The organism is Streptomyces formicae, assembly GCF_002556545.1.
Classification (GTDB): domain Bacteria; phylum Actinomycetota; class Actinomycetes; order Streptomycetales; family Streptomycetaceae; genus Streptomyces; species Streptomyces formicae_A.
The window spans coordinates 7014005-7037023 of the sequence record NZ_CP022685.1 but is presented as its reverse complement, the minus strand read 5'-3'; the positions used below and the strand labels follow the sequence as shown (position 1 = coordinate 7037023).

At 70.0% G+C, this 23019-nt stretch carries 13 protein-coding genes and 1 pseudogene; 9 read left to right on the top strand and 5 right to left on the bottom strand.

Annotated features, from left to right (window positions below; translation table 11 throughout):
* The first annotated feature begins 45 nt into the window (after window positions 1-45).
* The 6 genes from KY5_RS30760 to KY5_RS30735 all read left to right on the top strand — a co-directional run bounded on the left by KY5_RS30760 (window position 46) and on the right by KY5_RS30735 (window position 8238).
* The gene (locus KY5_RS30760) at window positions 46-435 is read left to right on the top strand and encodes a hypothetical protein (protein ID WP_234362928.1); all 390 of its coding nucleotides are present in this window, start codon (window positions 46-48) and stop codon (window positions 433-435) included.
* Window positions 436-524: 89 nt separating this feature from the next.
* Entirely contained in the window at window positions 525-1793 is a 1269-nt protein-coding gene (locus KY5_RS30755; RefSeq protein WP_098245263.1) for an alkyl sulfatase dimerization domain-containing protein, read from the top strand.
* A 145-nt stretch (window positions 1794-1938) separates the two neighbouring features.
* A complete protein-coding gene (locus KY5_RS30750) occupies window positions 1939-4224 on the top strand; it encodes an MMPL family transporter (RefSeq protein ID WP_098245262.1) in 2286 nt (761 codons plus the stop codon).
* Window positions 4221-5792: a streptophobe family protein gene (locus KY5_RS30745; RefSeq protein ID WP_159072619.1), complete on the top strand. Its 1572-nt coding sequence runs from the start codon at window positions 4221-4223 to the stop codon at window positions 5790-5792. Before KY5_RS30750 ends, KY5_RS30745 begins: the two co-directional genes overlap by 4 nt.
* Window positions 5793-5935: 143 nt before the next feature.
* Entirely contained in the window at window positions 5936-6676 is a 741-nt protein-coding gene (locus KY5_RS30740; protein ID WP_098245260.1) for a response regulator transcription factor, read from the top strand.
* A gap of 77 nt (window positions 6677-6753) precedes the next feature.
* Entirely contained in the window at window positions 6754-8238 is a 1485-nt protein-coding gene (locus tag KY5_RS30735) for a sensor histidine kinase (RefSeq protein ID WP_234362927.1), read from the top strand.
* A gap of 417 nt (window positions 8239-8655) precedes the next feature.
* Here the strand turns inward: KY5_RS30735 and drmC are convergent, their stop codons facing one another.
* Genes drmC through drmA form a run of 3 tightly spaced genes read right to left on the bottom strand, consistent with a single transcriptional unit; the run spans window position 8656 to window position 15187 of the window.
* Window positions 8656-9417, bottom strand: a complete 762-nt coding sequence (drmC, locus tag KY5_RS30730; RefSeq protein WP_098245258.1) for a DISARM system phospholipase D-like protein DrmC — start codon at window positions 9415-9417, stop codon at window positions 8656-8658.
* Window positions 9414-11333 (bottom strand): DUF1998 domain-containing protein, encoded by a 1920-nt coding sequence (gene drmB / locus KY5_RS30725; protein ID WP_098245257.1) that lies wholly within the window; start codon window positions 11331-11333, stop codon window positions 9414-9416. The genes drmC and drmB overlap by 4 nt, the downstream gene beginning before the upstream one ends.
* Complete coding sequence (drmA, locus tag KY5_RS30720) at window positions 11330-15187, bottom strand: DISARM system helicase DrmA (protein ID WP_234362926.1); 3858 nt, start codon at window positions 15185-15187, stop codon at window positions 11330-11332. The genes drmB and drmA overlap by 4 nt, the downstream gene beginning before the upstream one ends.
* 531 nt (window positions 15188-15718) lie before the next feature.
* Between drmA and KY5_RS30715 the strand changes: the two genes are divergently transcribed.
* The gene (locus KY5_RS30715; RefSeq protein WP_159072618.1) at window positions 15719-19774 is read left to right on the top strand and encodes an Eco57I restriction-modification methylase domain-containing protein; all 4056 of its coding nucleotides are present in this window, start codon (window positions 15719-15721) and stop codon (window positions 19772-19774) included.
* 10 nt (window positions 19775-19784) lie between these two features.
* Here the strand turns inward: KY5_RS30715 and KY5_RS30710 are convergent, their stop codons facing one another.
* Window positions 19785-20576: a nucleotidyl transferase AbiEii/AbiGii toxin family protein gene (locus tag KY5_RS30710; protein WP_098245255.1), complete on the bottom strand. Its 792-nt coding sequence runs from the start codon at window positions 20574-20576 to the stop codon at window positions 19785-19787.
* Between the two features lie 6 nt (window positions 20577-20582).
* Window positions 20583-21230 carry a type IV toxin-antitoxin system AbiEi family antitoxin domain-containing protein gene (locus KY5_RS30705; RefSeq protein WP_098245254.1) on the bottom strand — a complete coding sequence of 216 codons (648 nt, stop codon included), beginning with the start codon at window positions 21228-21230 and terminating at the stop codon, window positions 20583-20585.
* Between the two features lie 778 nt (window positions 21231-22008).
* Here KY5_RS30705 and KY5_RS30700 point away from each other — a divergent pair.
* Together KY5_RS30700 and KY5_RS30695 are read left to right on the top strand one after the other, a co-directional pair.
* Window positions 22009-22749 (top strand): annotated as a pseudogene (locus KY5_RS30700) (helix-turn-helix domain-containing protein).
* 46 nt (window positions 22750-22795) lie between these two features.
* Window positions 22796-23011: a DUF397 domain-containing protein gene (locus KY5_RS30695; RefSeq protein WP_098245253.1), complete on the top strand. Its 216-nt coding sequence runs from the start codon at window positions 22796-22798 to the stop codon at window positions 23009-23011.
* Window positions 23012-23019 lie beyond the last annotated feature (8 nt).

Here is a 23019-nt window from a genome sequence, read left to right as displayed (position 1 = left end):
CGTACGCGAACCGTGACGGCCGGGCGTCACAGGAGGGAATTCCCGATGCCGCCGGGATCAGAGCCGAACGTGACCGGCCTCCGTCTCGCCTACACCGCCGCCGGGCTGCTGATCGGCGGAGCATGGGCGTACGGCAGGGACGTGCCGCTGTGGGAGCACGCGCTGCGCTTGGGCGTGCTCGTGGTGGTCGTACCGCCCGTCCTGCACCTCGTGCGCCGTCGCCTCCGGCGGCGCACGACGGCTCAGCTCCTGCCCTTGCGGCCGTTGGTCGTCGCCAAGGTCACGCTCGTCGCGGCCGCGATGGTGGTGCAGCTGTTGCTCACCCCGCTGACCGCACGGGCCCCGTTCGTCACCGCGGCGGCGCTCGCGGCCGTGGTCGCCGTCGGAGGACCGAGGTGGCACCGGAACGTCCGCGACGCCGCCGGTGCCCCCTGAGCGTGACAGCGGCGCGCCCCCGCACGCCGTGAGCTCCCCGCGATCCCGCGAACATCCCACCAACACCCCACGAGCAGAGGAACCCTCGCATGGATGAGAACCCCGCAAGCCAGTGGATGTCGGCCTCGCCACAGGACCCGCTGGAAGCCAAGTTCTTCTGGACGGGCGGACCGGTCGAGGTCGCGGCGGACACCTGGTTCGCCTCGCTGGGGTCCGGTGTCACGGCCTTCGACACCCGTGACGGTCTGGTGCTCGTCGACACGGGCACCCGGCTGTTCGCCGGGGAGATGGCCGACGGGCTCCGGGCCCGGACCGACCTCCCGGTGCACACCGCGATCTACACGCACGGCCACATCGACCACGCCTTCGGTCTCGACGCCTTCCTCGTCGAAGGCCAGGCCGCACCGCACGTCGTCGCGCAGGAACGCATGGCCGAGAGGTTCGCGCGGTACGCGCGCAGCCCGCGGCACAACGCGACGGTCAACAGCCGCCAGTTCGGGGGCCGCGACGACGATCCCGCCTTCCAGGGCGAGGAGCTGCGGTTCGGCTACCCCACGCACGAACCGACGCGCTACTACCAGCACTCCCTCGAACTCGACGTCGGCGGAACGGCCTTCGAGCTGCACGCCTGCCGGGGAGAGACCGACGACCACACGTGGGTCTACTGCCCCGAGCGCCGCGTGCTCTGCACCGGCGACCTGATCATCTGGGGCGTCCCCAACGCCGGGAACCCGCAGAAGGCGCAGCGCTACCCGTGGGACTGGGCCAAGGGTCTGCGGGCCATGGCGGAGACGGGTGCGGCAACGCTCTGCCCAGGACACGGCGGGCCGGTCGTGAACGACCCCAGGCTGGTCCGGCGCATCCTCCAGGACACGGCCGCCTTCCTGGAGGAGATCGTGAACCGGACCCTGGCCGTGCTCGAAGACGGCTCGCCCCCGCACGTCGACGTCGTACGTCGGGTGAAGCTGCCGGAGTCCGCGGCGCCGTGGCTTCAACCCGTGTACGACGAGGCCGAGTTCATCGTCCGCAACGTCATCCGCTACTACGGCGGATGGTGGAGCGGACGGCCGAGCGAACTCAAGCCGTCCCCCCGCGCGGATGTCGCCGCCGAGCTGGCGGCCCTGAGCGGTGGCCCCGGCGCACTCCTCGTCCGGGCCGTCGAACTCGCGCCCCACGACATGCCCTTGGCCTGCCACCTCGCGGACTACGCCCTGGAAGCGGCCCCCGACGACCCGGCGATCGCCGAGGGGGTGGCCGCCCTCTACACCGACCGCGGCGCCCGGGAGACCAGCCTGATGGCGACGAACCTGTACAGGTCCGCGGCCGCCGGTGCGCTGAAACGCCTTTCTTCCTCATAGGCTTCGGAATTGTCTCTTTCCGTCAGCGGTACGGGTGCGGAAAGAGCCTCTCAGGAATCTCCCAGAATTCACTCCGGAACCGGTCAATCGGAGATGCCACTGTTGCCCCCGTTCTATTGATCGGCAACATATCCGGGGGCCGCTTGTGGCTGCTTTCCTCTTCAAGACCGGCACGTTCTCCTTTCGATGGCGGTGGTTGGTCACCGCCCTGTGGGCGGTGCTGCTCGTGGCGGCGGGGGTTCTCGCCTCCCGGGCGGCCGCCGCGCCGCCCAACGACTTCTCCATTCCGGGAACCGAGGCCCAGCAGGCTTATGACCTCCTGGAAGAGCGCTTCCCCGAGATAAAGGCCGACGGCGCCACGGCACGCGTCGTCTTCAAGGCCGACGACGGCAAGGTGACCGCCCCGGACCAGAAGCAGGCCGTCGACGACGCCGTGCGGGCCCTCGGCGATGCGCCGCAGGTCGAACGGGTCACCGACCCCTTCGCGACGGGCTCCGTCAGCAAGGACGGCACCACCGCCTACGCGCAGGTGTCCTACGGAGCGACGGTCGACGAGCTCACGGACACCTCGCGCGAGGCACTGACGGACGCCGTGGAGGAGGCGCGCTCCCCGGGCCTCACGGTCGAGGCCGGAGGCAACGCGGTCTCCGAGGCGGCCGCGGGCGGCCACTCCACGGAGGCCATCGGACTCGCGGTCGCCGCCGTCGTGCTCGTCATCACCTTCGGCGCGTTGATCTCGGCGGGACTGCCGCTGCTCACCGCGCTGCTCGGCGTCGGCGTCGCCACCTTCCTGATCAAGGTCCTCGCGGCGCCGCTCGAACTGAGCGGGACCACGTCCGTCCTGGCCTCCATGCTGGGCCTGGCCGTCGGCATCGACTACGCCCTGTTCGTCGTCTCCCGCTACCGCGACGAGCTGGCCCGCGGCAGGAGCCGTGAGGACGCCGCCGCGCACGCCGTGGGCACCGCCGGCTCCGCGGTCGTCTTCGCCGGTCTCACCGTGGTGATCGCCCTCGCGGCACTGCCCGTCGTCGGCATCCCCGTGCTCTCCCAGATGGGGCTCGCCGCGGCCGGAACCGTCGCGCTCGCCGTACTGATCGCCGTCACCCTGATCCCGGCCCTGCTCGGCATCGCGGGAGGCCGCATCAAGCCGTCCCGCCCCCGCCGCCGCAAGGGCCGCAAGGACGTCAAGGACGTCAAGGACGGTACGGACGGCAAGGACTGCGAGGTGTCCGAGACGACGCCGCGCCCCGGCCTGGGCGCCCGCTGGGTCCGCTTCATCACCCGGCGGCCGCTCGCCGTCCTCCTTGTCGGCGCCACCGCCCTGATCGCCGTCGCGGTACCGGCCGCCTCGCTCGAACTCGGCCTGAGCGGCGACGAGTCCAAGCCCACGTCCACGACCCAGCGCCGCGCCTACGACCTGCTCGCCGAGAGTTTCGGCCCCGGCTTCAACGGACCGCTGACCGCTGTCGTACGCGCCGACGACGGCGGTGACGTTCAGGCCGCCGCACGCGAGGCAGCCGCCCGGATGAAGGACACGGACGGGGTGGCCACGGTGACGCCACCGCGGTTCAACGACAGCAAGGACACCGCCGTACTCACCGTCGTGCCCACCACGGCGCCCGGCAGCGAGGAGACCACCGACCTCGTCCACACACTGCGCGCGCCGGAGACCGAAAGCGACGACGCCGAGGTGCTGATCGCGGGCTCGACCGCGATGAACATCGACGTCTCCCAGAAGCTCGCCGAGGCGCTGCTGCCCTACATCGCGCTCGTCGTGGGCCTCGCGTTCCTGCTCCTGATCGCCGTGTTCCGCTCGGTCCTGGTGCCGCTCAAGGCGGCGCTCGGCTTCCTGCTCTCCATCGCCGCCGGGCTCGGCGCGGTGGTCGCGGTCTTCCAATGGGGCTGGCTCGGCGCCCTGTTCGGGGTCTCCGTGCCCGGCCCGGTGATGTCCATCATGCCGATCTTCATGGTCGGCGTCGTCTTCGGTCTGGCCATGGACTACGAGGTCTTCCTGGTGACCCGGATGCGTGAGGCCTACGTCGCCGACCCCCGGCCCGTACGCGCCGTGGTGAGCGGCTTCGAGCACAGCGCGCGGGTCGTGACGGCCGCCGCGGTGATCATGATCTCGGTGTTCGCCGGATTCATGGGGTCGAGCGAACAGATGGTGAAGACCATCGGCTTCGGCCTGGCGATCGCCGTCCTCTTCGACGCGTTCGTCGTGCGGATGACCCTCGTCCCCGCGGTGCTCGTGCTGCTCGGACATCGCGCCTGGCGGCTGCCGCGCTGGCTGGACCGCTGGGTGCCGCACGTCGACGTGGAGGGCGAGAGCCTCCGGGAGAACGCACCGGCCCCGACCGACCCCGCGCCCACCGCCCCGCCCATGTCGGACGCCACCACCGTCCCTGCCGAGCCCTACGAGGTGCGCCGATGAGTCGTACGACCACGACGCGTCCGGCCGTGCGGAGCGATCCCGCGCCCCCATCGCCTACGGACGAACGGGGTTCGGGGAACGCGGACACCACGCTCAAGCCTGGCGGGAGCGCCGCGCGCCACGCGATCGAGGGCGGGCTTGCCGTCCTCGCCGCCCTCACGGCCATGTCGGGCGCGGGATACGCGGCGCTGCGCGCTCTCGGCGCCGACGGCAGCGCGCCGCTGACCCAGCTCGTCCCTGCCGTCACCAGCCTCGCCTTCGGCGGGCCGGTCGACCTGAGCGCCGACCTGACCCCGAAGGCCGGTGCCGGTGGAGGCATGCTCGACATGCTCGGCGGGGGCGGTGGTCTCAGCCTCGGGATCACCGGTCGGGTGTGGGCCGTGCCGCTGATGCTCACCTTCCTCGGCGCGGCCGTCCTCGGCTGGTGCTTCTTCCGGCCGCTGCGCCGCCGCGCGCGCCCCGCTCCCGCCCTGCTGATCGCCCGCTCCGTGGGGGCGCTCGGCGTCACCACCGTGCTCGTACCCGTCCTGGCGTCCATGGCCCACGGCTCGCTCGCCCTTCCCGAGAGCGTGTCGAAGCGGCTCGGCAGCGGCGGGGGCTCGGGCGGCGGGCTCGGCAAGCTCACCGGCGGCGAGGGAATCCCTTCCCTCGACTTCACCACGGACATCGTGCTGACCGGGTTCCTCGCGGTGCTCGAAGTGGCGCTCGTCATCGGCATCGGGTGCCTGGCCGCGCGCCGCACGTCGTTGCCGAGGCCCGTCGCTCTCAGCCGGGCGCGCCTGAAGTGGAACCCGGTCACCTCGACCCTGACGGGGATCTTCACCGCCCTGTGCACGCTCGGCCTGTTCCTCGCGCTCCTCGCGGGAGCGGCCGCGGCGACCGGCCGGGATCAGGCGGCGAAGGCGGCCGGGGCGCTGCTCCTGGCGGCACCGAATCTGCTGTCCGCCGTCCTCACCTCCGGCCTCGGCGCGTCCTGGCAGGCCGGGATGGAGCGCCGTCGGCCCGAAGGCGGCGGGATGATGGGCGGCCTCGGCGGAGCGACGGGCTCCGGGGCCGAGGGAGGGGCCAGGCAGCTCGACGTGAGCGGCAAGACCGTGGCCGGGCTCCCCCTGTGGCTGATCGGCCTGACGCTCCTGGTGTGTCTGCTCGTGTACGCGGGCTACCGCACCGCCGCGCGCACCCCGGTCCGAAGGGCACGCGAAGAAGCCAAGGCCCTGTTGGGCCGCCACGTGGAGATCGCGCTGCGCGCCGGTGTGGCCGTCGGCCTCAGCGTCCTGGTCATCGGCCTGGTCTCGCAGGCTTCGGCGGGGATCGGCTTCTCCCTCATGGGCAACGAGATGGGCGGGATGGACGCCGGGCTCGACGGCTCCGTACGACTCCCGGCGCTCGCGGCCTTCGTCCTCGCTTCCCTGGCCTGCTACGCGGGGAGCCGACTCCGCTCGGTACGGGACGGGGGGCGGCGGCTCCGGCCGCGTCCGCGGGACCGCACACAGGTTCGTGAGGTTTCCTCGAAGCCGAGCTCCGGCCGTCGGGGCTCACCCAAGGACACGACACGCCCAAGGACATGACACAGGCCGGGGATCTGTCCGGCCGAGCAGCCTGCCGGACCGGCCGGACAGATCCCCGGACACGGAACCCACGGACACGGAACCCACGGACACGGAATCCACGGACGCGGAACCCACGGACAACGGAGCGGAACGAACCAGCCATGACGCAAGCCCGCACGGCACGCTGCGGCACCTCGGCCAAGGGCCACCTGCTGGTCGTCGACGACGAGCCGACCGTGCGCGAACTCCTCCCGGCCGCCCTGTGCTACGCCGGGTTCGACGTCGACGTCGCGGCGGACGGAGAAGAGGCCCTGCGGGTGGCGGCCCACCGCCCGCCGGACCTGGTGCTCCTCGACGTGATGCTCCCGGGCATCGACGGTTTCGAGGTGATCCGACGACTGCGCGCCCTCCCCCGCGCGGCCGGCCACGGCGTCGGCGGCGACGTCCCCGTCCTGTTCGTCACCGCCCGTGAGGACCGCCAGGACCGGATCGCCGGCCTCACCCTGGGCGGCGACGACTACATCACCAAGCCCTTCGACCTGGAGGAGCTGATCGCCCGCATCCACGCGGTGCTGCGCCGCACCAAGGGCGAGCCGTCCGGGATCCTGACCGTCGGCGACCTCGAACTGGAGCCCGAGGGACACCTGGTGACCCGGGCCGGACAACCGGTGCGCCTGTCGCCCACCGAGTTCCGCCTGCTCCACTTCCTGATGGTCAACGCCGGGCTGACCATGTCCAAGCCCCAGATCCTGGAGAACGTCTGGCGCTACGACTTCGACGGCGACCCCAGCATCGTCGACACGTACATCAGCTATCTGCGCCGCAAGGTGGACCGGGCCGACCCCAAGCTCATCCACACCGTGCACGGCATCGGCTACGTACTGCGCGGGCCCCGGGCATGAGGATGCCGAGCCCTCTTCCGAGCCCTCTTCCGAACCGGCCCCGTCCGGTGCGGACCGCGCGGCGCGCCCTCGCGCGCATGTCGCTGCGCACGCGCCTTCTGTGCCTGGTGAGCACGCTGGTCGCCATCGGCCTCCTCGCAGCGGGCGCCGCCGTCAACACCGCTCTGAGCGGCTACCTGGAGGGGCGCGTCGACGCGCGCCTGCGGACCACGGCGCAGATCGCCGCCCGCATCACACCACCACCGGGCATGGACTCCCCGCAGAACGTTCGCGTGCTGAGCTCCTTCGAGGACACCACGGTGTCGTACGTGGACGACGCCGGCGTCCCCCGCAACACCTTCGACTCCACCACCGCCGCTCCCGGAGGCGGGCCGCGGCTGCCGGAACTCGACCGGGACGCCGTGCTCGACCGTGCGGGGCGGCCCTTCACCGTTCCGGCGCGCGACGACGATCACCGCTGGCGGGTCGTGGCGCTGACCAGGCCCGACCAGTCGATCGAGTCGACGGACGAACCGGTGGGCAACGGGAGCGTCCTCGTCGCGACGTCGCTGGACGAGGTGGACCGCACCGTCGAGAAGACCCGGACCGTCTCCCTGACCACCGGCGGGGTGCTGCTCGCCCTCCTGGCCGTCGTCGGCTGGTTCGCCGTCCGTTCCGGGCTGCGGCCGCTGACCCGCATCGAGGAGACCGCCGACGCCATCACGTCGGGCGACTTCTCACACCGCATCGCGGAGACGGCCGGAGCGCAGACCGAAGTGGGCCGCCTGACCACCTGCCTGAACCGGATGCTCGACCAGATCGACACCGCCTTCCGCGGCCGGGCGGAAGCCGAGTCACGGATGCGGCGCTTCTTCGCGGACGCCAGCCACGAACTGCGCACCCCGCTCGTCGGCATCAAGGGCTACACCGACCTCTACCGCATGGGAGCCTCGCGGACCCGGCCGGAGACCGACCACCTCATGACGCGCATCGGCGAGGAGTCCGAGCGCCTGACCCGCCTCGTCGGGGACATGCTCCTGCTGGCCCGCCTCGACGAGGCAGCGCGGGGCCCCGCCGTCGGGACCGGCCCGGCCCCCGCCTTCCCGCTGGAGCGCGCCCCGATGGACCTGCGCACGCTGGCCGCCGACGCACTGCACGACGTACGGGCCCTGGACGCCACCCGCCCCGTCACGCTCACCGGCCCGGACGGCGGCAGACCCGCCACCGCCCAGACCCTCGCGGACGAGGAACGCCTGCGGCAGGTCGTCACCAACCTCGTCGGCAACGCGGTCGCACACTCGCCCGCCGGTACGCCGATCCGGATCGGCGTGGGGGTGCGGGACGGACTCGCGGTCCTGGAGGTCGCCGACCGGGGACCGGGCCTCTCGCCGGAGGAACGACAACGGGTCTTCGAACGGTTCTACCGCGCCGACGCATCCCGAAGCCGCGCCTCGGGCGCCGGCGCGGGCCTCGGCCTCTCGATCGTGCACTCCCTCGTCACGGCCCACGGCGGCGACATCGAGATCGACACCGCTCCCGGCCAGGGCTGCACCTTCCGAGTCCGGCTGTCCCTCTTCGAGTAGCACCGTCCCGTCGTCGGGTCATCGCCCGCGAGGCATCCGACGTCTGTCGCGCACGCTCGACGGAACGGGGGGGGCAGCGGCCCTTGTCGGCGGGTTCGAGGATCGCGACGCATTCCACGTGGTGGGTCATCGAAATCACGTCAGCCGGGACGGGAACAAGAGCAGCGCAGGTCAAGCGATGTTTGCCCGCCCCCTGGGCGAGCCCGTGGACGCCCTGAGCGTCAAACGAGCGTTACAGCCAGCGGGGGGCGAGACCGCAGTGGCGCGTACCGCCGCCATCAGAACGGAAGGCCATCGGGCTATACCCGCAACGCCTTGTGTCAGCCTTTGGAGGGTCGGCGAAGGCGTCTTCAGGCGGCAATTGGCGAGGGGGCTTCCATGCCAGTCAATATCCGGTCCGCTACTTCCTCGGACCGGTCAGTAGAACCGCTGCAGAGTGCCCTCACGCTGGAGTTCCCGTACGTGCTCGACCGTACGGGAAGGCGTCGTCCCGCCTCTGATCAGAGCTCCGGCCTCAATATTGCGGTCCACGCCGGACTGGGTGAAGTTGGCGCTGGTGACCAGCAGGATCCGACTGTCCGCGACGGCCAGTTTTGCGTGGGTTTTGGCTCCATGTTCCACCCGCTTGTCCACGGGCCAATGCCAGATACGGATACCTGGGATCCCTCCGAACGCCGAGGCGGGCTCCGCTCCCGCGAGTGCGCTTCCCGCACCCTGCAAGGTCTCGACCACCACATCGATGGTCACGGCCCGCTCTGCAGCAGCAATCAACGCCTTGATGAGCGGCGGGTAGGGCTTCGCCGAGTACGTCATGAGCAGGAGTTCCCGTCGGGACTCCTCGATCAGTTCCACCAGGGTCAGGCTGGTCGAACGGACCGGGACCCGGTGGGAAGAGGGGCCGCTCCAGACGAGGGAGACCCGTTGCTCGGCGGTGCGCAGGGCGTGTCCCTCCGCCAGGCCCTCCAGGTAGGCAGCCGCCTCACCGGCAGGTATCCGGTCCGCGCCGGCGGCATCCACGACGGTGGCCGCCGCCTCGGCGAAGCCCGGAACGGACCGCAGGGACAAAAGTGCGGCTCGAGGCCGCCCATCGGCGATCCCCTCGGCGAGAGCTCTGAGTGCCTGCGTCCCGACGACCGCACGGGCCTGAGCCGCTGCCTGCCGGAACGTCGTATGTCTCATTTGATGTCCAGCGTGAGGACCAGGCTGGGGTCACCGATGGGCACGATGAACCGGCGGTCCAGGAAGCGGTTGCCGCGTTCGCAGGTCGTCTCCGAGACGAAGAGACACACATGGCAGGCCGCGCCGTGCAGGAAGTCCTCGTGCGGCGGGTGGGGCAGCCGTTCGGCGCACAGCGGGTCGGAGGAGCACCGCCGGGCGTCGGCGAGGGCACGGCGCACGATGCGGGTGAATGCCTCGGGTTCGGCGAGCGAGGCGAGGCCGCCGAGGGTCCCTTCCGCGTCCGGAACCGCCGTGTAGATCAGGATGCCGGTCCGCGGGTCGTCCTCCCGCCCTGCGTAGATCCGTTCGGAGAGGCTGGCGGAGGAGTAGCCGCAGTTCAGGGAGATGGCTCGGATGAGGAGGTGAGACAGAGTGTGCAGGGCGATGTACCGGGCACCGGGCCAGCTGCGCAGCGGATCGTCGTTTCCCTGGATCCGGCCGGAGTGGCGATTGCGGCGGAACTCGACGTAGGCGTCACGGTGCGCGGCAAGCTCCTCCGTTCCGGCGACGCGCTGCTCCCAGTCAGCGACCAGAGGCTCAGGCAGGCGCAGGAAGATTCCCTCGCCGCGCACCTCGCTGGCCGGTACCCAGGCTGGGGTCCGGTTCCGGGAGAGCGGTGCACGGGTGACCAGGGTCGGGTCCTCGGGGTCTGGCGCGTCGAGTCGGGTGAAGCCGACCAGGGCACGGACCTCACGGAGCCGCTCGGCCTGGACGATATGGGAGAACAGGCCGCCGAGGGCAGGGGGAACCTCGATGTCCCGCAGCGCGAAATCCTCGGTCGGGTCAGGGGTGTCGGGGGTGGTGAAGATCTCCCATTCCGGGGTGAGGAGATCGGGATACGTGGAGGTCTGGGCAGCAGCCGGCCCTGCCTCCACGGCTGCGCGGCGCTCCTGCACCGCTGCAAGGACGTCTTCTTGCGCCCACTGGTGGAGCACCTTGAACTGCGGGAGATTCCAGACCATCTGCAGCATGGGCAGCCCGGTAGCGTTCTGGAGGGTGTCCCAGAGCTTCTCCACCTCTCCCTGTAGTGCGCTGCCCTGAGTCGGCGGCACGGCAAGGACGCTGAGGGTCTGCGCGAACCACTGGTTGGAGGCGCCGATCACCAGGGGTTTCGGCCGGTGTTCGCAGCCTGCCGGGTCGAAGGTTGACAGGTGCGGGTGACGGCCACGGCAGGACGGCAGGTTGGCTTCACCTCGCGGCCCCATCGCGTCCCGGATGTTGCGTTCCTTATTGCAGTTCACACATTTGAGCTTGACGTTGGCGGCCTGGTTGCCGCCGTGGTCGAGCATCTGAAGGCGTGGATGGCTCACCGCTGCGCAACTGCCGCCGCGGTGCACGAAGGTGGCGTACGGGAAGTCGTCGAGGTGGCCGGCCTGACAGGCGAGGACGAAGCGGGCGGCCACGGCGAGCGGGGGCTTGCCCTTGCGCTTGGCGGTGCAGCCCGCGTGAAAGAAGCGGGCCTTGTCGGGGCGGCGGGGTTTGTCGTTCTCGAAGCGGAAGTTACTGGAGTCCAGAGCCCCGAGTTCGTTGCAGGCGGTGCAGCGCAACCACTGGGGGAACGGTAGGACGGGCACACCGACCTTGGCAGCGGGGCCATTGGGGTCCCGGTCCGCGCCGTCCAGCCATGGCGCCGGGCGCAACTGCGTCACCTGGTAGGGGCTGTTGGGAGCGGCGAGGAGGCTGTTGACGGCTCGCAGAAGTCGGGGTTCCTTGAGGTCAGCCCACCCCGGGACGGCGTCGTAGTTCCAGTCGTCGATGCCTCGGACCAGGACGGCAAAGTTGGGCAGGTCGACGAGGGAGCCCACGCCTCCGGTGAACATCAGATGGCTGGGGCGTACAGAACCGACCCGACGGCGGTACTGGGGCGTGTCGGTCATGCGCGCGCCTTCTTTCCGTTCGGTCCGGTCGGTCCCTGCTGCTTGTTGTCCAGGACGGTTCCGGTCTCGTCTCCGTCCGGGGTCTCCTCGGCGGAGCCGGCGTCGTCCGGGCCCTGGCCACCGGAATAACTCCATGGTGGGGCTCCGCCCACGACGTCGAAGAGTCCGCTGCCGGGGACCAGGAGGTTGATTTCGTTCTCCGTCTCGCGCATTGACTGGGAGACGGTGAGCTCGCCCCACTTCGCCCCGGTCGCCTTGTCGAGCAGACCCGTGAGCTGCTGCCGCTGCCATTTCCCTTCCTCGTAGCCGAGGCGCGAATTGCCCTGCTTGCGAGTGGTCCAGGCCTCCTTGAGGGTGTCGATGCGCTCCGCGAGGTAGTCGCGAGCTCGCTCGCCGCCCACGGTTTCGGCACGCGCGAGGAACTGCTCGGTGACCTGGCGCGCGACGGGGCCGTCGAGGTCCACGTCGTAGGCGTCCGCGTTACGTGAGTGGCCGGCGTCCGCGTTCCGGATGGCGGCGATCCAGGCGGCTGCTGTCGTGCGGTCCAGGGAGCGGCGGGCGAAGGGTGTGACCGAGAGTGCTTCGACCTCGCGGTAGAAGGTGGCGTGGTAGTGGCTGAAGGTCTCGAAGTGAGCAAGGTCGCGCGGGCGCGTCCAGTTGTAGAGGGTGACGACGAGGCCGGGCCGTTTGGCGTCGCGCCCGACGCGGGAGGACGCCTGGATGTATTCGGCGGTGTTCTTCGGCTGGCCGACCACCAGCATCAGGCCGAACCGGGAGACGTCGACGCCGACCTGGAGCATGGAGGTGGCGATGACCGCGTCCACTGCGCCGTTGCTCTCGTTGCGCAGGCCCAGCTTCGCGGGGTCGAGACGCTGCTTGTGCTGTGCGGCAGCCTTCAGTTCGTCAACGAGGGCCTGCCTGCGGACCGTGGTGTCCAGTTCCTCGTCGAAGCCGATCTCCAGGCGGGCGAGCACCTCGGTGATGTCACCCGAGGAGATTCGGGAGGTCAGTTCCTGGACGGAGAGCATGTCGGTGCGGCGCAGCAGCCGGTTGGACAGGCCCTTGCGGGTTCCGTGGACACGCACCCGGGTGGCGATGTCGTCGTCCAGGAAGCGGCGCATCCCGGCGAGTTCACGGGTGGCGTTGAAGTAACCGACCAGTGTCATATACGGGTCGGCGGGGGCACCGTGCCGGTCGAAGAGAGTCTGGCCGGCCAGGGCCAGAATCTCGGCGACGCGAATCTCGGCCTGCTTCATCCGGACACCATGTGCGCAGATGCCCAGATAACGGCGGCCGGGGGCAGCGGGGGTGACGGCGACCTGCTGGGAGAAGAAGGTGTCCTCGACGTCGACCACCCGGGGCGGGAAGATCGCCGCCCGGCGGGCGAAGACGCCGCGGATCTGGTCGGCGGCACGTTTGGTCGTCGCGGTGGAGGCCACGATCTTGGGGCCGACTGGGCGGCTGCCCCCATGGCCGTCGGGAGCGGGCCAGGTGCAGAGCTGGTCGACGGCGGCTTCGAAGAGGCCGACGGTGGTGCCCAGTGCGCCGGAGATCAGGTGCAACTCGTCCTGGATGATGAGGTCCGGCGGGCGCAGCCGGGTGACAGGGCGGCTGGCGACCGCCTCGTACTTGCCCTTCGAGTTGTGAGTCTGGCCGCAGGAGGTGCGCGCGTCGAGGTCGGCGTGGCGGTAGCCGTGGCGGGGGCAGAGCTCGGAGACTCGGCCGAAGAGCATGCCTGCGTAGCCGCGCCAGGGCAGCTGGGCGAGTTTGTCCACGGTGGCGATCAGCAGGCTCGGGGCGAGGCGGTAGATCTCCTCGTCCACGGTGAGGATGGGCAGCCCTTCGCCGGGTGAGCGCCGCTGGGAGAACGGGCAGGCGTTCTTGCCTTCCCCGTTGGCGCAGTAGAGCAGGACTCGGCGCAGGGTGTCGTCGGGGTGAAGGTCGTGCTGGGCGCTCAGTGCGGTGCCGCACCAGGGACAGGCGAGGGTCTGGAGGACCTTGGCGCCCCGGCCCGCTCCTGCTTCCTTGGCCTCGGCGATCTGCTGGGCGGCCTCTTCGTAGCGGTTGGGCGAGACGGCCCCACCGACCCAGAGCCCGATGCGGAAGGGGGTGTCGCCCCACCGTGTGTCGCCTGCCTCGTACGCCTCGCGGCGGAGCACCTCGGCGGCGCAGACCAGGGCCGCGGCACGCTGGAACTGCTGAGCTGTGAGCAGCCGCAGCGTGTACCGCATGAGAACGGCCACTCCGGCCTCGCCGCTTCTGGCGTCAGCGCCTTCGCCGAGCGTCCCTTGAAGTCTGCGGATGGCGAAGGTGAAGGCGGCCAGGCCCAGGTATGCCTCGGTCTTGCCGCCACCGGTGGGAAAGAACAGCAGGTCGACGATGGCGTCCGGTCCTGCTTCCCTCTCCGTGAGGGTGGGGACGGCGAGTGCACGAAGGTTGAGCAGCACGAAGGCCAGCTGGAACGGGCGCCAGGAGGCGGCCGCGGCGCCCTGTTCGTCGATCCGTGCCTTCGCCTGCGCGAAGCCGATGCCTTCGCGCTCGCGCAGTGCGGCGATGGCGGTGTGTCGACGCTGGAGGGCCATGGCCCGGTTGGCGAACCGGAACGCCTCGAGCGCCTCGGGGCGTTCGGGGTCGGAGAGCATATCCACGCCGAGCGTGATCCGCGCGGCCACGTCGCCGGCCTGTTCCACGGCGTCCAGCGCGGTAGCTCGCAGGCCGGGCGGCAACGTCCCGGCGTGGGCCCGCTGCTCCTCGAGCCATGCGGTGTACCCCTCGGCGAGGGGCGCCAGGGCGGCGGTCAGCCGGTCGGCGGGGAGCTCGGCGAGGGCGTCCATCGACAGTTCGAGGCCGGCCAGGTAGGTGGCGTCCTCGCCGGTGGGGGCGACGGTGGCCGGTACGTCGTGGACGGGGAGCCAGTTGGTGGTGAGCCGGTGGGCCCGTCGCTCTCCCTGGTCCACCAGCGCGTCGACGGCGACGTTACGGCCTGCGGCGTGCTTGAGCTGGTTGCGGTAGAGCAGGGTGAGGCGCTGTTCCTCGAGGTCGGCCGTGCCCTCGCCTACTGCTTCGGCACCGTCGCGCAGCGGGTCGGAGATGGGCTCGAAGACGGCCGCGGCTCCGTCGAGGGCGGTGACCTGCAGCTCGGTCTGGAACAGCCAGGCGCTGTCCTTGGACTGGGCGGGCTCGTCCTGGCCGTTGACCAGGGCGAGTTCGACCACCCGGCTCGCACCGGACCGCTCCCGCACATCGACTTCCAGGCGTACGCCTGGAGCCTCAGGGTCACTCGCGAGGAGTGGCAGTCTCTGCCGCGCGGCCCCGTCGAGCCGGACTTCCGCCTGCTCCTCGACCTGCTGACGAGCCCAGGTCGTGCGAGCTGCACCGTCCTCCGCCAGCACCTGCGTCTTGTGGTAGCGGCCCCAGCGGACACGCACGCTGACCGCGTCGGCCCCGGCCGGAACGGCGAACATCATGCCCATCGAGGAGGCCCACATCCGGCCCGCGTTCTGCGTGGTGAGCTTTTCCGGGAGGCTGTGGTCGGTGCCGTCGCCTTCACCGTCGGAATCGTCGTCGAGCTGTTCGGACGCGGCAGCGAGCGAGTTCGTCAACGTCCGCTTGGGGCCCAGCATGCCGACCAGATATCGGTCGCGCGGGCCTGCCGCCCGCGGGTCGAACTCCTCGCCGGGGCCGTCCCACGGACCGAGCAGGTCCCGGCTGATGATCTCGCCGAGCTCGTCCCGGACCTCGTAGGACGTGGCCGCCGCGAAGCGCTGCGGGACCTCGCGGACCCGTTGGAGGAGATCCTCCTCCAACGACTGCGACGACGCTCCCGTCGGCACTCCGGGTGACATGCTCGGCATCCGCGATTCCTCTCTCGGTTCCGGCCCTGCTGCGCTGCCATGGCACGTGCACACGCCCTGCAGACGTGATTCCCTCAGCACAGGCGTCTGCATGATGATCCGTCAACATCACGATGCTAATGGGCGCCACCGACATTCAGGCTGTGTCCTGCTTCGCTCCGTACTGCGCCCGGGCGAGCAGCTCGGCGATGTCGCGGTCGCCCGGTTCCCGATCCATCCCACCCCGCCCCGCCCGCCGTCCGGCCGGGGCCGAATGCCATAGCCCGTAGGGCCTCTGTCCATCACGCGCCTACCCAGCTACCGTCGGTCGTGGTGGCTTCGTCATGCACCTGCCCGGATCACCGTTGTGCCACGGGGGTGTCCATGGCTCGCAGTGCGCCGACTGTACGAACCAGAACCAGGCCGTACAACTCCCGAGGAACGCCACCGGATGGCCGACAGCAGCACAAAGAGTGGCTGGCGCTCGTCTCCATTGACGGCCCTTTCCTCCCGCTGTCGACGCTCACCTGCGTATGGCCCCGCCTCGACGCCTTGGACGAGGCGGCGCGGCGCCTGCTCCGCCAGGCCCACCGGGCCTGGCAGTCGGACCCGCAGCGAATACACGGCGACTGGATCCGACATCTCCTGGGTTCCCTACTCGGCTGGGCAGACGCGTTACACGAAGAACCGGACCTGCTTGCGCGTCTCGCCTTCCACGAATCAGGGCATCAGGAGCCACTCACCCCGTCGTTCGCTCTCACCTCCCCGGACACCCACGATCCGACCGCCCCGGAGCCGTCGGAAATCGCACTGCTCGGACTGGTCTGCGCACCGGGCACGGTCCCGACAGCCCGGCAGCCCGGCACGGCTTGGGCTGAGTCGCCGGCGGACCAGCTGGCACGCATGTGCCGTCACCACGGCACCGGCCTCGGACTGGTCGCGGCCGGCCGCTGGTGGACCCTCGTGTGGGCACCCCGCGACGCGCCCACCAGCTACGTCACCTTCGACACTGCGGACTGGGCGTCGGCCGCCGACCGCCCGGTGGTGCGGGCCTTCCTCTCGCTGCTCTGCCGACGCCGCTTCTTTTCGGTCCCGAACGACGAAACCCTCTCCCACCTGCTCTCCCACGCGGAGGACGAGACCGAGGACCTCACCGAATCCCTCGGACGGCAGGTCAAGGAAGCCGTCGACCTCCTTGTCGCCGCCATCGGCCGTACGGACCAGGAGGCGCGCGGCAGCAATCGGCCGGGCCTCGGACGCGAGCCCGCCGCCGAGGTGTACAAGGCGGCGCTCTCCACTCAGATGCGGATCCTGTTCGTGTTCTTCGCGGAGGAGCGCGGACTGCTCCCGGCGGACAACCCTCTTTACGTATCGGCCTATTCGGCAGGCGCGCTCTGTGTCGACCTCGAAGCTCAGGCCAGGGCCACGAGCGAGGAGGACCTGGAGCAGAGCCACGCGGCATGGCACCGCCTGGTCGCTCTCTTCCGCGCCGTGTACCAGGGCGTGGACCACCCGCGTCTCCAAGTGTGCGGATACGACGGCAGCCTCTTCGACCCCCGTCGCCACCCCTGGCTGGAGCCCGGTGACGGCAGCTCACCATGGCCCGTCGACGACCGGACGGTGCTGCACATGCTGCGTGCGGTGCAGTTCGTCACGGTCGGCCGCGGTCGTACGCGCGAGCGCCGCAGGACGGCCTTCGGGCAGTTGTCGATCTCTCAGATCGGGCACGTCTACGAAGGGCTCCTGGAGTACGAAGGGCGACGCGCGGCGGACCCGGTCGTCGGCCTGATCGGCAAGCCCGGCCGGGAGATCCAGGTGGAGCTGGCCGAGTTGGAGCGCCTCGCCGCGGAAGCTGCGCAGCACCCGGATGCGCCGGGCCGACTGGCCGCGGCGCTCGCGGACCGGTACAAGAAGTCGGGTCTGGGTACCCCGAAGGCGGTCGAGCGCGCACTCCGCCCTCCGGAGACCTCCGAACGCGAGGAGGCCCGGCGGAAGTTACTGGCTGGGACCAACGGAGATCTCGGTCTCGCCGAGCGCCTCCTCCCCTTCAACGGCATCATCCGCCGCGACCTGCGAGGGCTCCCCGTCGTCGTCTCGCCCGGCGGCCTGTACGTCGGCCGCTCGTCGACACGCCGGACGACCGGCGCCCATTACACCCCTGAGGAACTCGCCGCGGAGGTGGCCCGGGGCGCGCTCGAACCCTTGGTCCACTCTTACGGCCCGCTGCAGACCGCGGACCGGAACACCTGGGTCCTCAAGCCCAGCAGCGAAATCCTCCGACTCAAGATCGCGGACCTGGCCTGCGGGTCCGGGGCGTTCCTCGTCGCCGCGTGCCGGTACCTGGCGGAGATGCTGCTGAAGTCCCGCGCGCGCGGGCAGCAGGGCAAGTTCCTCCGCGAGACGACCGACGCCAACGCCGACCGGACGATACTCCGGGCACGCCGCGAGATCGCCGAGCGCTGCCTGTACGGAGTGGACATCAACCCGCTCGCCGTCGAACTCGCCAAGTTCGCTCTGTGGCTGGAGACCGTCGAACCTGGCATGCCGTTCACGTTCCTCGACGATCGACTGCTCGACGGCGACTCCCTGGTGGGACTCGCGTCGTACGCACAGCTTGAGGCCATGCACCTGCTGCCAGGGCGCCGCCGTGTGCACGACCGCTCCCCGGTCGACTTCACTGCGACGGTTCCCCAGCTCACCGGGTTCGGTGGCAATGTGGAGCGTGCCGCCCGGCTCCGCTCAAGCATTGTGGATATCCCGGGTACGTCCCTCGTCGCGCTGGAGGAGAAACGGCGGGTCCTCCGCGAAGCCAAGGAAGCGGTGGCACTGCAGGAGCGCGTCGCCAATCTCCTGGTCACCGCCTCTCTGGACCGCGCCGCGCGCGGCGGGTCCGGGTTCGACGACGCTTCCGTCTTGGCCGCCGACCACGTACGCCGATGGGGCAAGTCCGATCCGGCAGGACGCGCCGAGGTCGAACGGCAGATGGACGAGGCCACCCGCCGCGGCACACGCGGCGCGCTCGGCGCCGACGGTGACGCCTGGAAGCCCTTCCACTGGCCCTACCGTTTCCCGGAGGTGTTCCGGCAGGGCGGCTTTGACGCCGTGATCGGCAACCCTCCCTTCCTCGGCGGACAGAGGCTCACCGGATCACTGGGCAAGTCGTTCCGCGACTACTACGTCACCGGGATCGGGCGATCCGCGCGTGGGAGTGCGGATCTGGTGGCCTACTTCCTGCTGCGGGCCCACGATCTGCTGAACGAGCGTGGCCAGACGGGGCTGATCGCGACGAACACGCTGGCCCAGGGGGACACCCGGGAGGTCGGTCTGGACTGCTTGGTGGCAGATGGGGTGGAGTTGCGGCAGGCGGTGAAGAGCGCGCCGTGGCCGTCGCGGAGCGCGGTTCTCGAATACTGCGCGGTGTGGACGAGCCGGGCGGCGGTCAGTCCGGGAGGGCTACGTGTCGCGGACGGGGTCGAGGTTGCGGGGCTCACGTCGTCGCTGGATGCGGTGTCGCGGGTGACGGGAGCGGCGCATCGATTAGCGGAAAACCAGGGAATTGCCTTCATCGGTTCGTACGTGCTGGGACTGGGATTCACCATGCAGCCTCAGGCGGCCGAAGTGTTGATTGCGCAGGATGAGCGGTACCGGAAGGTGCTGTTCCCCTACCTGAACGGGCAGGACCTAAACTCGCGCCCGGACGGGTCGGCCAGTCGATGGGTCATCAATTTCCATGACTGGCGCGAGGAACGGGCCAAAGAATTCCCTGCGGCGTACGAGCAGGTCCGGCGGCTGGTAAAGCCGGAGCGGGAGAAGAGCAACCGGCCAGTCAGGAGGGAGAAGTGGTGGTGGTTCGCCGAACGCGCCAAGGGGCTCTACGCGGCAACTGAGAGGACGGACCGCACTCTCGTGATCACGCTTGTGAGTAAGGTCGTGATGCCGGTGATGGTGCCGACCGGACAGGTCTTCGCGCACAAGCTCTGCGTCTTCGCCAGCGACGACTCCGCGATGCTGGCCCTGCTGAGCAGCGCCCCGCATTACTGGTGGGCCATCAGCCGGAGTTCGACGATGAAGGCCGACCTCAACTACTCACCCTCGGACGTTTTCGAAACCCTGCCTCGCCCCGAACTCACCCCGCCCCTCCGTGAAGCGGGCCACCGCCTCGACACCCACCGTCGCGCGATCATGCCCGCCCGCGGCGGCCTCACCGCCACATACAACCTCGTCCACGACGAGAAGTGCACCGACCCCGACATCACCGAACTCCGCACCATCCACCGCACCATCGACGAGGAAGTCGCCCGCGCCTACGGCTGGCACGACCTCCTCGACCAGCCCGGCGGCCTCGACCACGGCTTCCAGGACACCCGCCAAGGCCCCCGCTACACCGTCGGCCCCGTCGCCCGCCAGGAAATCCTCGACCGCCTCCTCGAAGAGAACCAACGACGCTATGCGGTGGAGACCAACTCTCGAGACGCCGCGCCGGGCCAACTGTCCTTCGAGGAAGAGCGACAGCCAACAGCGGTTACGCGTGCGGCTCCGAAAAGGCGTCCAGCATCTGTACCGTCGCAGTCATCCCCGACCAGCTCACCAGACGGAGCCGTTCGGTGAGCCCGGCACATCAGGTGAAGGGATCGTACGGTTCGGGCCAGCCGAAGATCTCCCCGAATGCCGTGCAGACCGTGTCCATGCACTCCTGCGCGGTGGGCAGGTACCCCGTCTGGTGGGCGAGCTGGTCCTCCCAGTCCGTGACGGGTGGGGTCCGGAAGTGGTGGCGTCCGGGAGTGATGCCGGTGATGTCCCGCACCAACCTCGGGACGTCGTCCGTCACCTTGTCCAGCCGGGCGAGGGCGGCCAGATCGTAGAGGTCACGGGGTGCACGACGGTCGGCATAAGCCGCGATCTTCATGCCTGCGAAGGCATCAAGAGTGGGGACACGAAGCCGAACAGGGCCTGGGACATCGCCATAACGCAGGTCGATCTCGCGGACTTCGGTCGGCCAACGGTTCCAGTCCCCGTGGGCGGTGCCGGTGTCGATCAGCTGGATACGGAGGCGGAGTCCGTCCTCGGTGACCAGTTGGGCGGGATCGACGGATCCGACGTCCGCGAACGCGGGCTCCCAGCGGCTGCGCGGGAACTCGCGACGGAGGTGGCGCGGCAGAACGTTGTCCAGAATCCCGGCGACCACCTTCCGATCGCCGGTCAGGAGGTCGATGTCCTCGGAGGGGCAGCCGCCGGCCTCAGCCGTGGTGAGGTGGGTGCGGGCAAGTGCCGTGCCGCCGAAGAAGACGATGGGAACGTCCAGTTCGGCCAGTGCGCGCAGGACGTGGCTGATGAGGTGGTCACGGCGGATCTGGTTCTCTGCCGCGCCGTATTCGGCGGCTACACGGGTCAGGTCGTGCCGGGAAAGCATGCTCGGTCAGTCTCCTTGGACGTCGACGAGGTGGCGGGCACGATGCAGGGCGGCCGCCTTGCGCTGCGTCCGGGCCAGCTCCTCAAGTAGTTCGGCGTCGGTGCGGGGCCACAGGGCGCGAAGGGCTTCGGTGACGGCGTCCGGCGGCAAGCCGCCGAGGGTGGGCCGGGCCGCCAGGTCGAGCAGCGTCTGCTCGGGGGTGGTGATCCAGCCCTGGGTGAGTTCGGTGTCGGCGCGTTCGAGGTCGAGGGTGTCCAGGGTGCGGCGCACGAAGAGGATGCGACCGTAATCAGTTTCGAGCGGCGGCCGCTGCTTGGGTACGGCGACGACCGTCACAGCGATGGCCCGAGGAACGGCGCCGAGCACACGGGCCGCACCCACACCCATCAGCGCCGCACCACTCTCCCCGTAGTCGCACTGGGCGATGCCGAGCGCGAGCGAATGGAGATCAGGCCGCCAGGTCGGGGACCCGAGATGACGGCCGGGCACCAGCGCGTAGTAACCATGGGTGAGCTTGCGGACGGCCCCGTTGCGGACCAGACGGGCGAGCTCCGGCCGGGGCTGGACATAGATCCCGGCGGCGTCCTGGGGCCGGACCACGCGGTTGTTCCGCCGTGCAAGCTCGGCGGGAACGGCCACTGCACTGCGAGCCATAAGTAACACCTCCATTGGGTTAGAGCCAACTTTCATAATACTCACGCCGGTGATGGGTCGGCGCGCTCAGCAATCCTTCGAAGGGTGCACACCAGGCCTGTCGCCCCGCACGAGGATGTCCAGCTCCACCCATACCGTCTTGCCGATCGGGTCGCGGTCGGCGACGCCCCAGCAGGTGGCGACATTCTCGACGAGGAGGAGGCCGCGGCCGGAGGTGGACTCGGGTGCAGGGGGCGCGGGAGTCGCTTCTCGACGCGGGCGTCGGAGAGCTCGATGCGGAGGATTACGGGAGCGGGGTCGCCGGCGAGAGAGGGCGAGGTGGAAGTTGTGGCCGGGGAGTGCGGCGTGCCGTACGGCGTTGGCGGCCCAGCTCGGCGACGAGGAGGGCGGCGGCGTCCGAGGTGTCACTGCGTACGGATGCCCCCATGCGTCGAGCTGCTGCGTCTCGAGAAGCCGGGCGAGGCGGGCGCCACGGCGGGTGGAGGTGAGGGTGGCTGCGAAGTGGCGGGCCGGGGGGGCGGGTTGGGACGGGGGTGCCGGGTCGGCAATCTGCTGATTCATGTCACGCAGCGTGGCCGGACGCATGCACCGTGAACAGTAACCGGGTTGACACAGCGTGTAGCTGTCAGCTGGTCCGAGCGTTTTGCGCGGGCCGTCAGCCGTGACCCGGCGGCGAGGCAAGGGCAGGGGACGCCCCGGGGTGGCGGTCACATGACGGTTTCGGGCATGGAGTCGGAGCCGGGCAGGGAGTCGGCGGGGTTAGGACTGGGACGAGGGGATGTCCGGGGTTCTAGAGCTGGTGGGGTGGCAGGTGCGGCGCTGGCGCGAACGGACCGGCCTGTCTCAGGCAGAGCTGGGGACAGCCATCGGGTACACCGAACACCAGGTCTCGGCGGTCGAACGGGGGCAGCGCACCCCGAAGGCGGTCTTCCTAGAGAAGGCGGACGAGGCGGTGGGCGGGCGGACTCCTGCCCGGTCTCGTGGAGGAGCTCGTGGAGGTCCGGTCCCCGAAGAAGGTGCGGGACTTGAAGCGGCTGGAGCTGGATGCCCCGAGATGTGCGCGTACGCGAACCAGGTCATCCACGGCCTGCTCCAGACCGAGGAATATGCCCGCGCACTGCACCGGATGCGACGCCCGTCACTGGACGAGGAGATCATCGAGCAGTACGTGACTGCCCGGCTGTCCCGGCAGGACGTCTTCGAGCGTTGGCCCGCGCCAATCCTGAGTTTCGTCCACTAGGAGGTGACGCTGCTGCGCCCACTCAGTGGCAGGATGGCGATGCGGGCACAGCTCGAACAACTGTTGGAGGTTGGGCAGTTGAGGAACGTCGAGATCCAGGTGATACCGACGGGACGCGAGGAGTATCCCGTACTGGGCGGCAGCATCATGCTCATCGACCCGCATCACGGAGCCAAGGTGGGTCATATCGAGGCGCAGACGTTCAGCCGAGTGATCCCCGAACGAAAGAGGTACGCCGCTTGGAGGCGCAGTATGGCAGCATCCGGACACAGGCCCTGACGCCTTGGGAGTCGATGGCGTTCATCGAGAAGGTTCTGGGAGAGACATGACCATCAAGCCCTCTGCCAACGAAGGCGCCGCCGGTCTTGAGTGGTTCAAGATCAGCTACAGCACCAACGAAGGCCCCGAGTGCGTGGAGGTCGCGGACGGCACCGGCTTGGTCCATGTCCGTGACTCGAAGCGGAAGTCGGGGGCGCGGCTGGCGTCCGGGACGGCCGGGTGGACGGCGTTCGTGACGCGCGTCGGAGCCGGGACGGACTGACGTAAGCG

What these genes read in the sequence shown, in the direction of transcription:
- drmA (WP_234362926.1), bottom strand. Translation starts at nt 15,187, where the DNA reads ATGCCGAGCATGTCACCCGGAGTGCCGACGGGAGCGTCGTCGCAGTCG.
- KY5_RS30695 (WP_098245253.1), top strand. Translation starts at nt 22,796, where the DNA reads ATGACCATCAAGCCCTCTGCCAACGAAGGCGCCGCCGGTCTTGAGTGG.
- KY5_RS30740 (WP_098245260.1), top strand. Translation starts at nt 5,936, where the DNA reads ATGACGCAAGCCCGCACGGCACGCTGCGGCACCTCGGCCAAGGGCCAC.
- drmC (WP_098245258.1), bottom strand. Translation starts at nt 9,417, where the DNA reads ATGAGACATACGACGTTCCGGCAGGCAGCGGCTCAGGCCCGTGCGGTC.
- drmB (WP_098245257.1), bottom strand. Translation starts at nt 11,333, where the DNA reads ATGACCGACACGCCCCAGTACCGCCGTCGGGTCGGTTCTGTACGCCCC.
- KY5_RS30745 (WP_159072619.1), top strand. Translation starts at nt 4,221, where the DNA reads ATGAGTCGTACGACCACGACGCGTCCGGCCGTGCGGAGCGATCCCGCG.
- KY5_RS30735 (WP_234362927.1), top strand. Translation starts at nt 6,754, where the DNA reads ATGTCGCTGCGCACGCGCCTTCTGTGCCTGGTGAGCACGCTGGTCGCC.
- KY5_RS30705 (WP_098245254.1), bottom strand. Translation starts at nt 21,230, where the DNA reads ATGGCTCGCAGTGCAGTGGCCGTTCCCGCCGAGCTTGCACGGCGGAAC.
- KY5_RS30710 (WP_098245255.1), bottom strand. Translation starts at nt 20,576, where the DNA reads ATGCTTTCCCGGCACGACCTGACCCGTGTAGCCGCCGAATACGGCGCG.
- KY5_RS30760 (WP_234362928.1), top strand. Translation starts at nt 46, where the DNA reads ATGCCGCCGGGATCAGAGCCGAACGTGACCGGCCTCCGTCTCGCCTAC.
- KY5_RS30755 (WP_098245263.1), top strand. Translation starts at nt 525, where the DNA reads ATGGATGAGAACCCCGCAAGCCAGTGGATGTCGGCCTCGCCACAGGAC.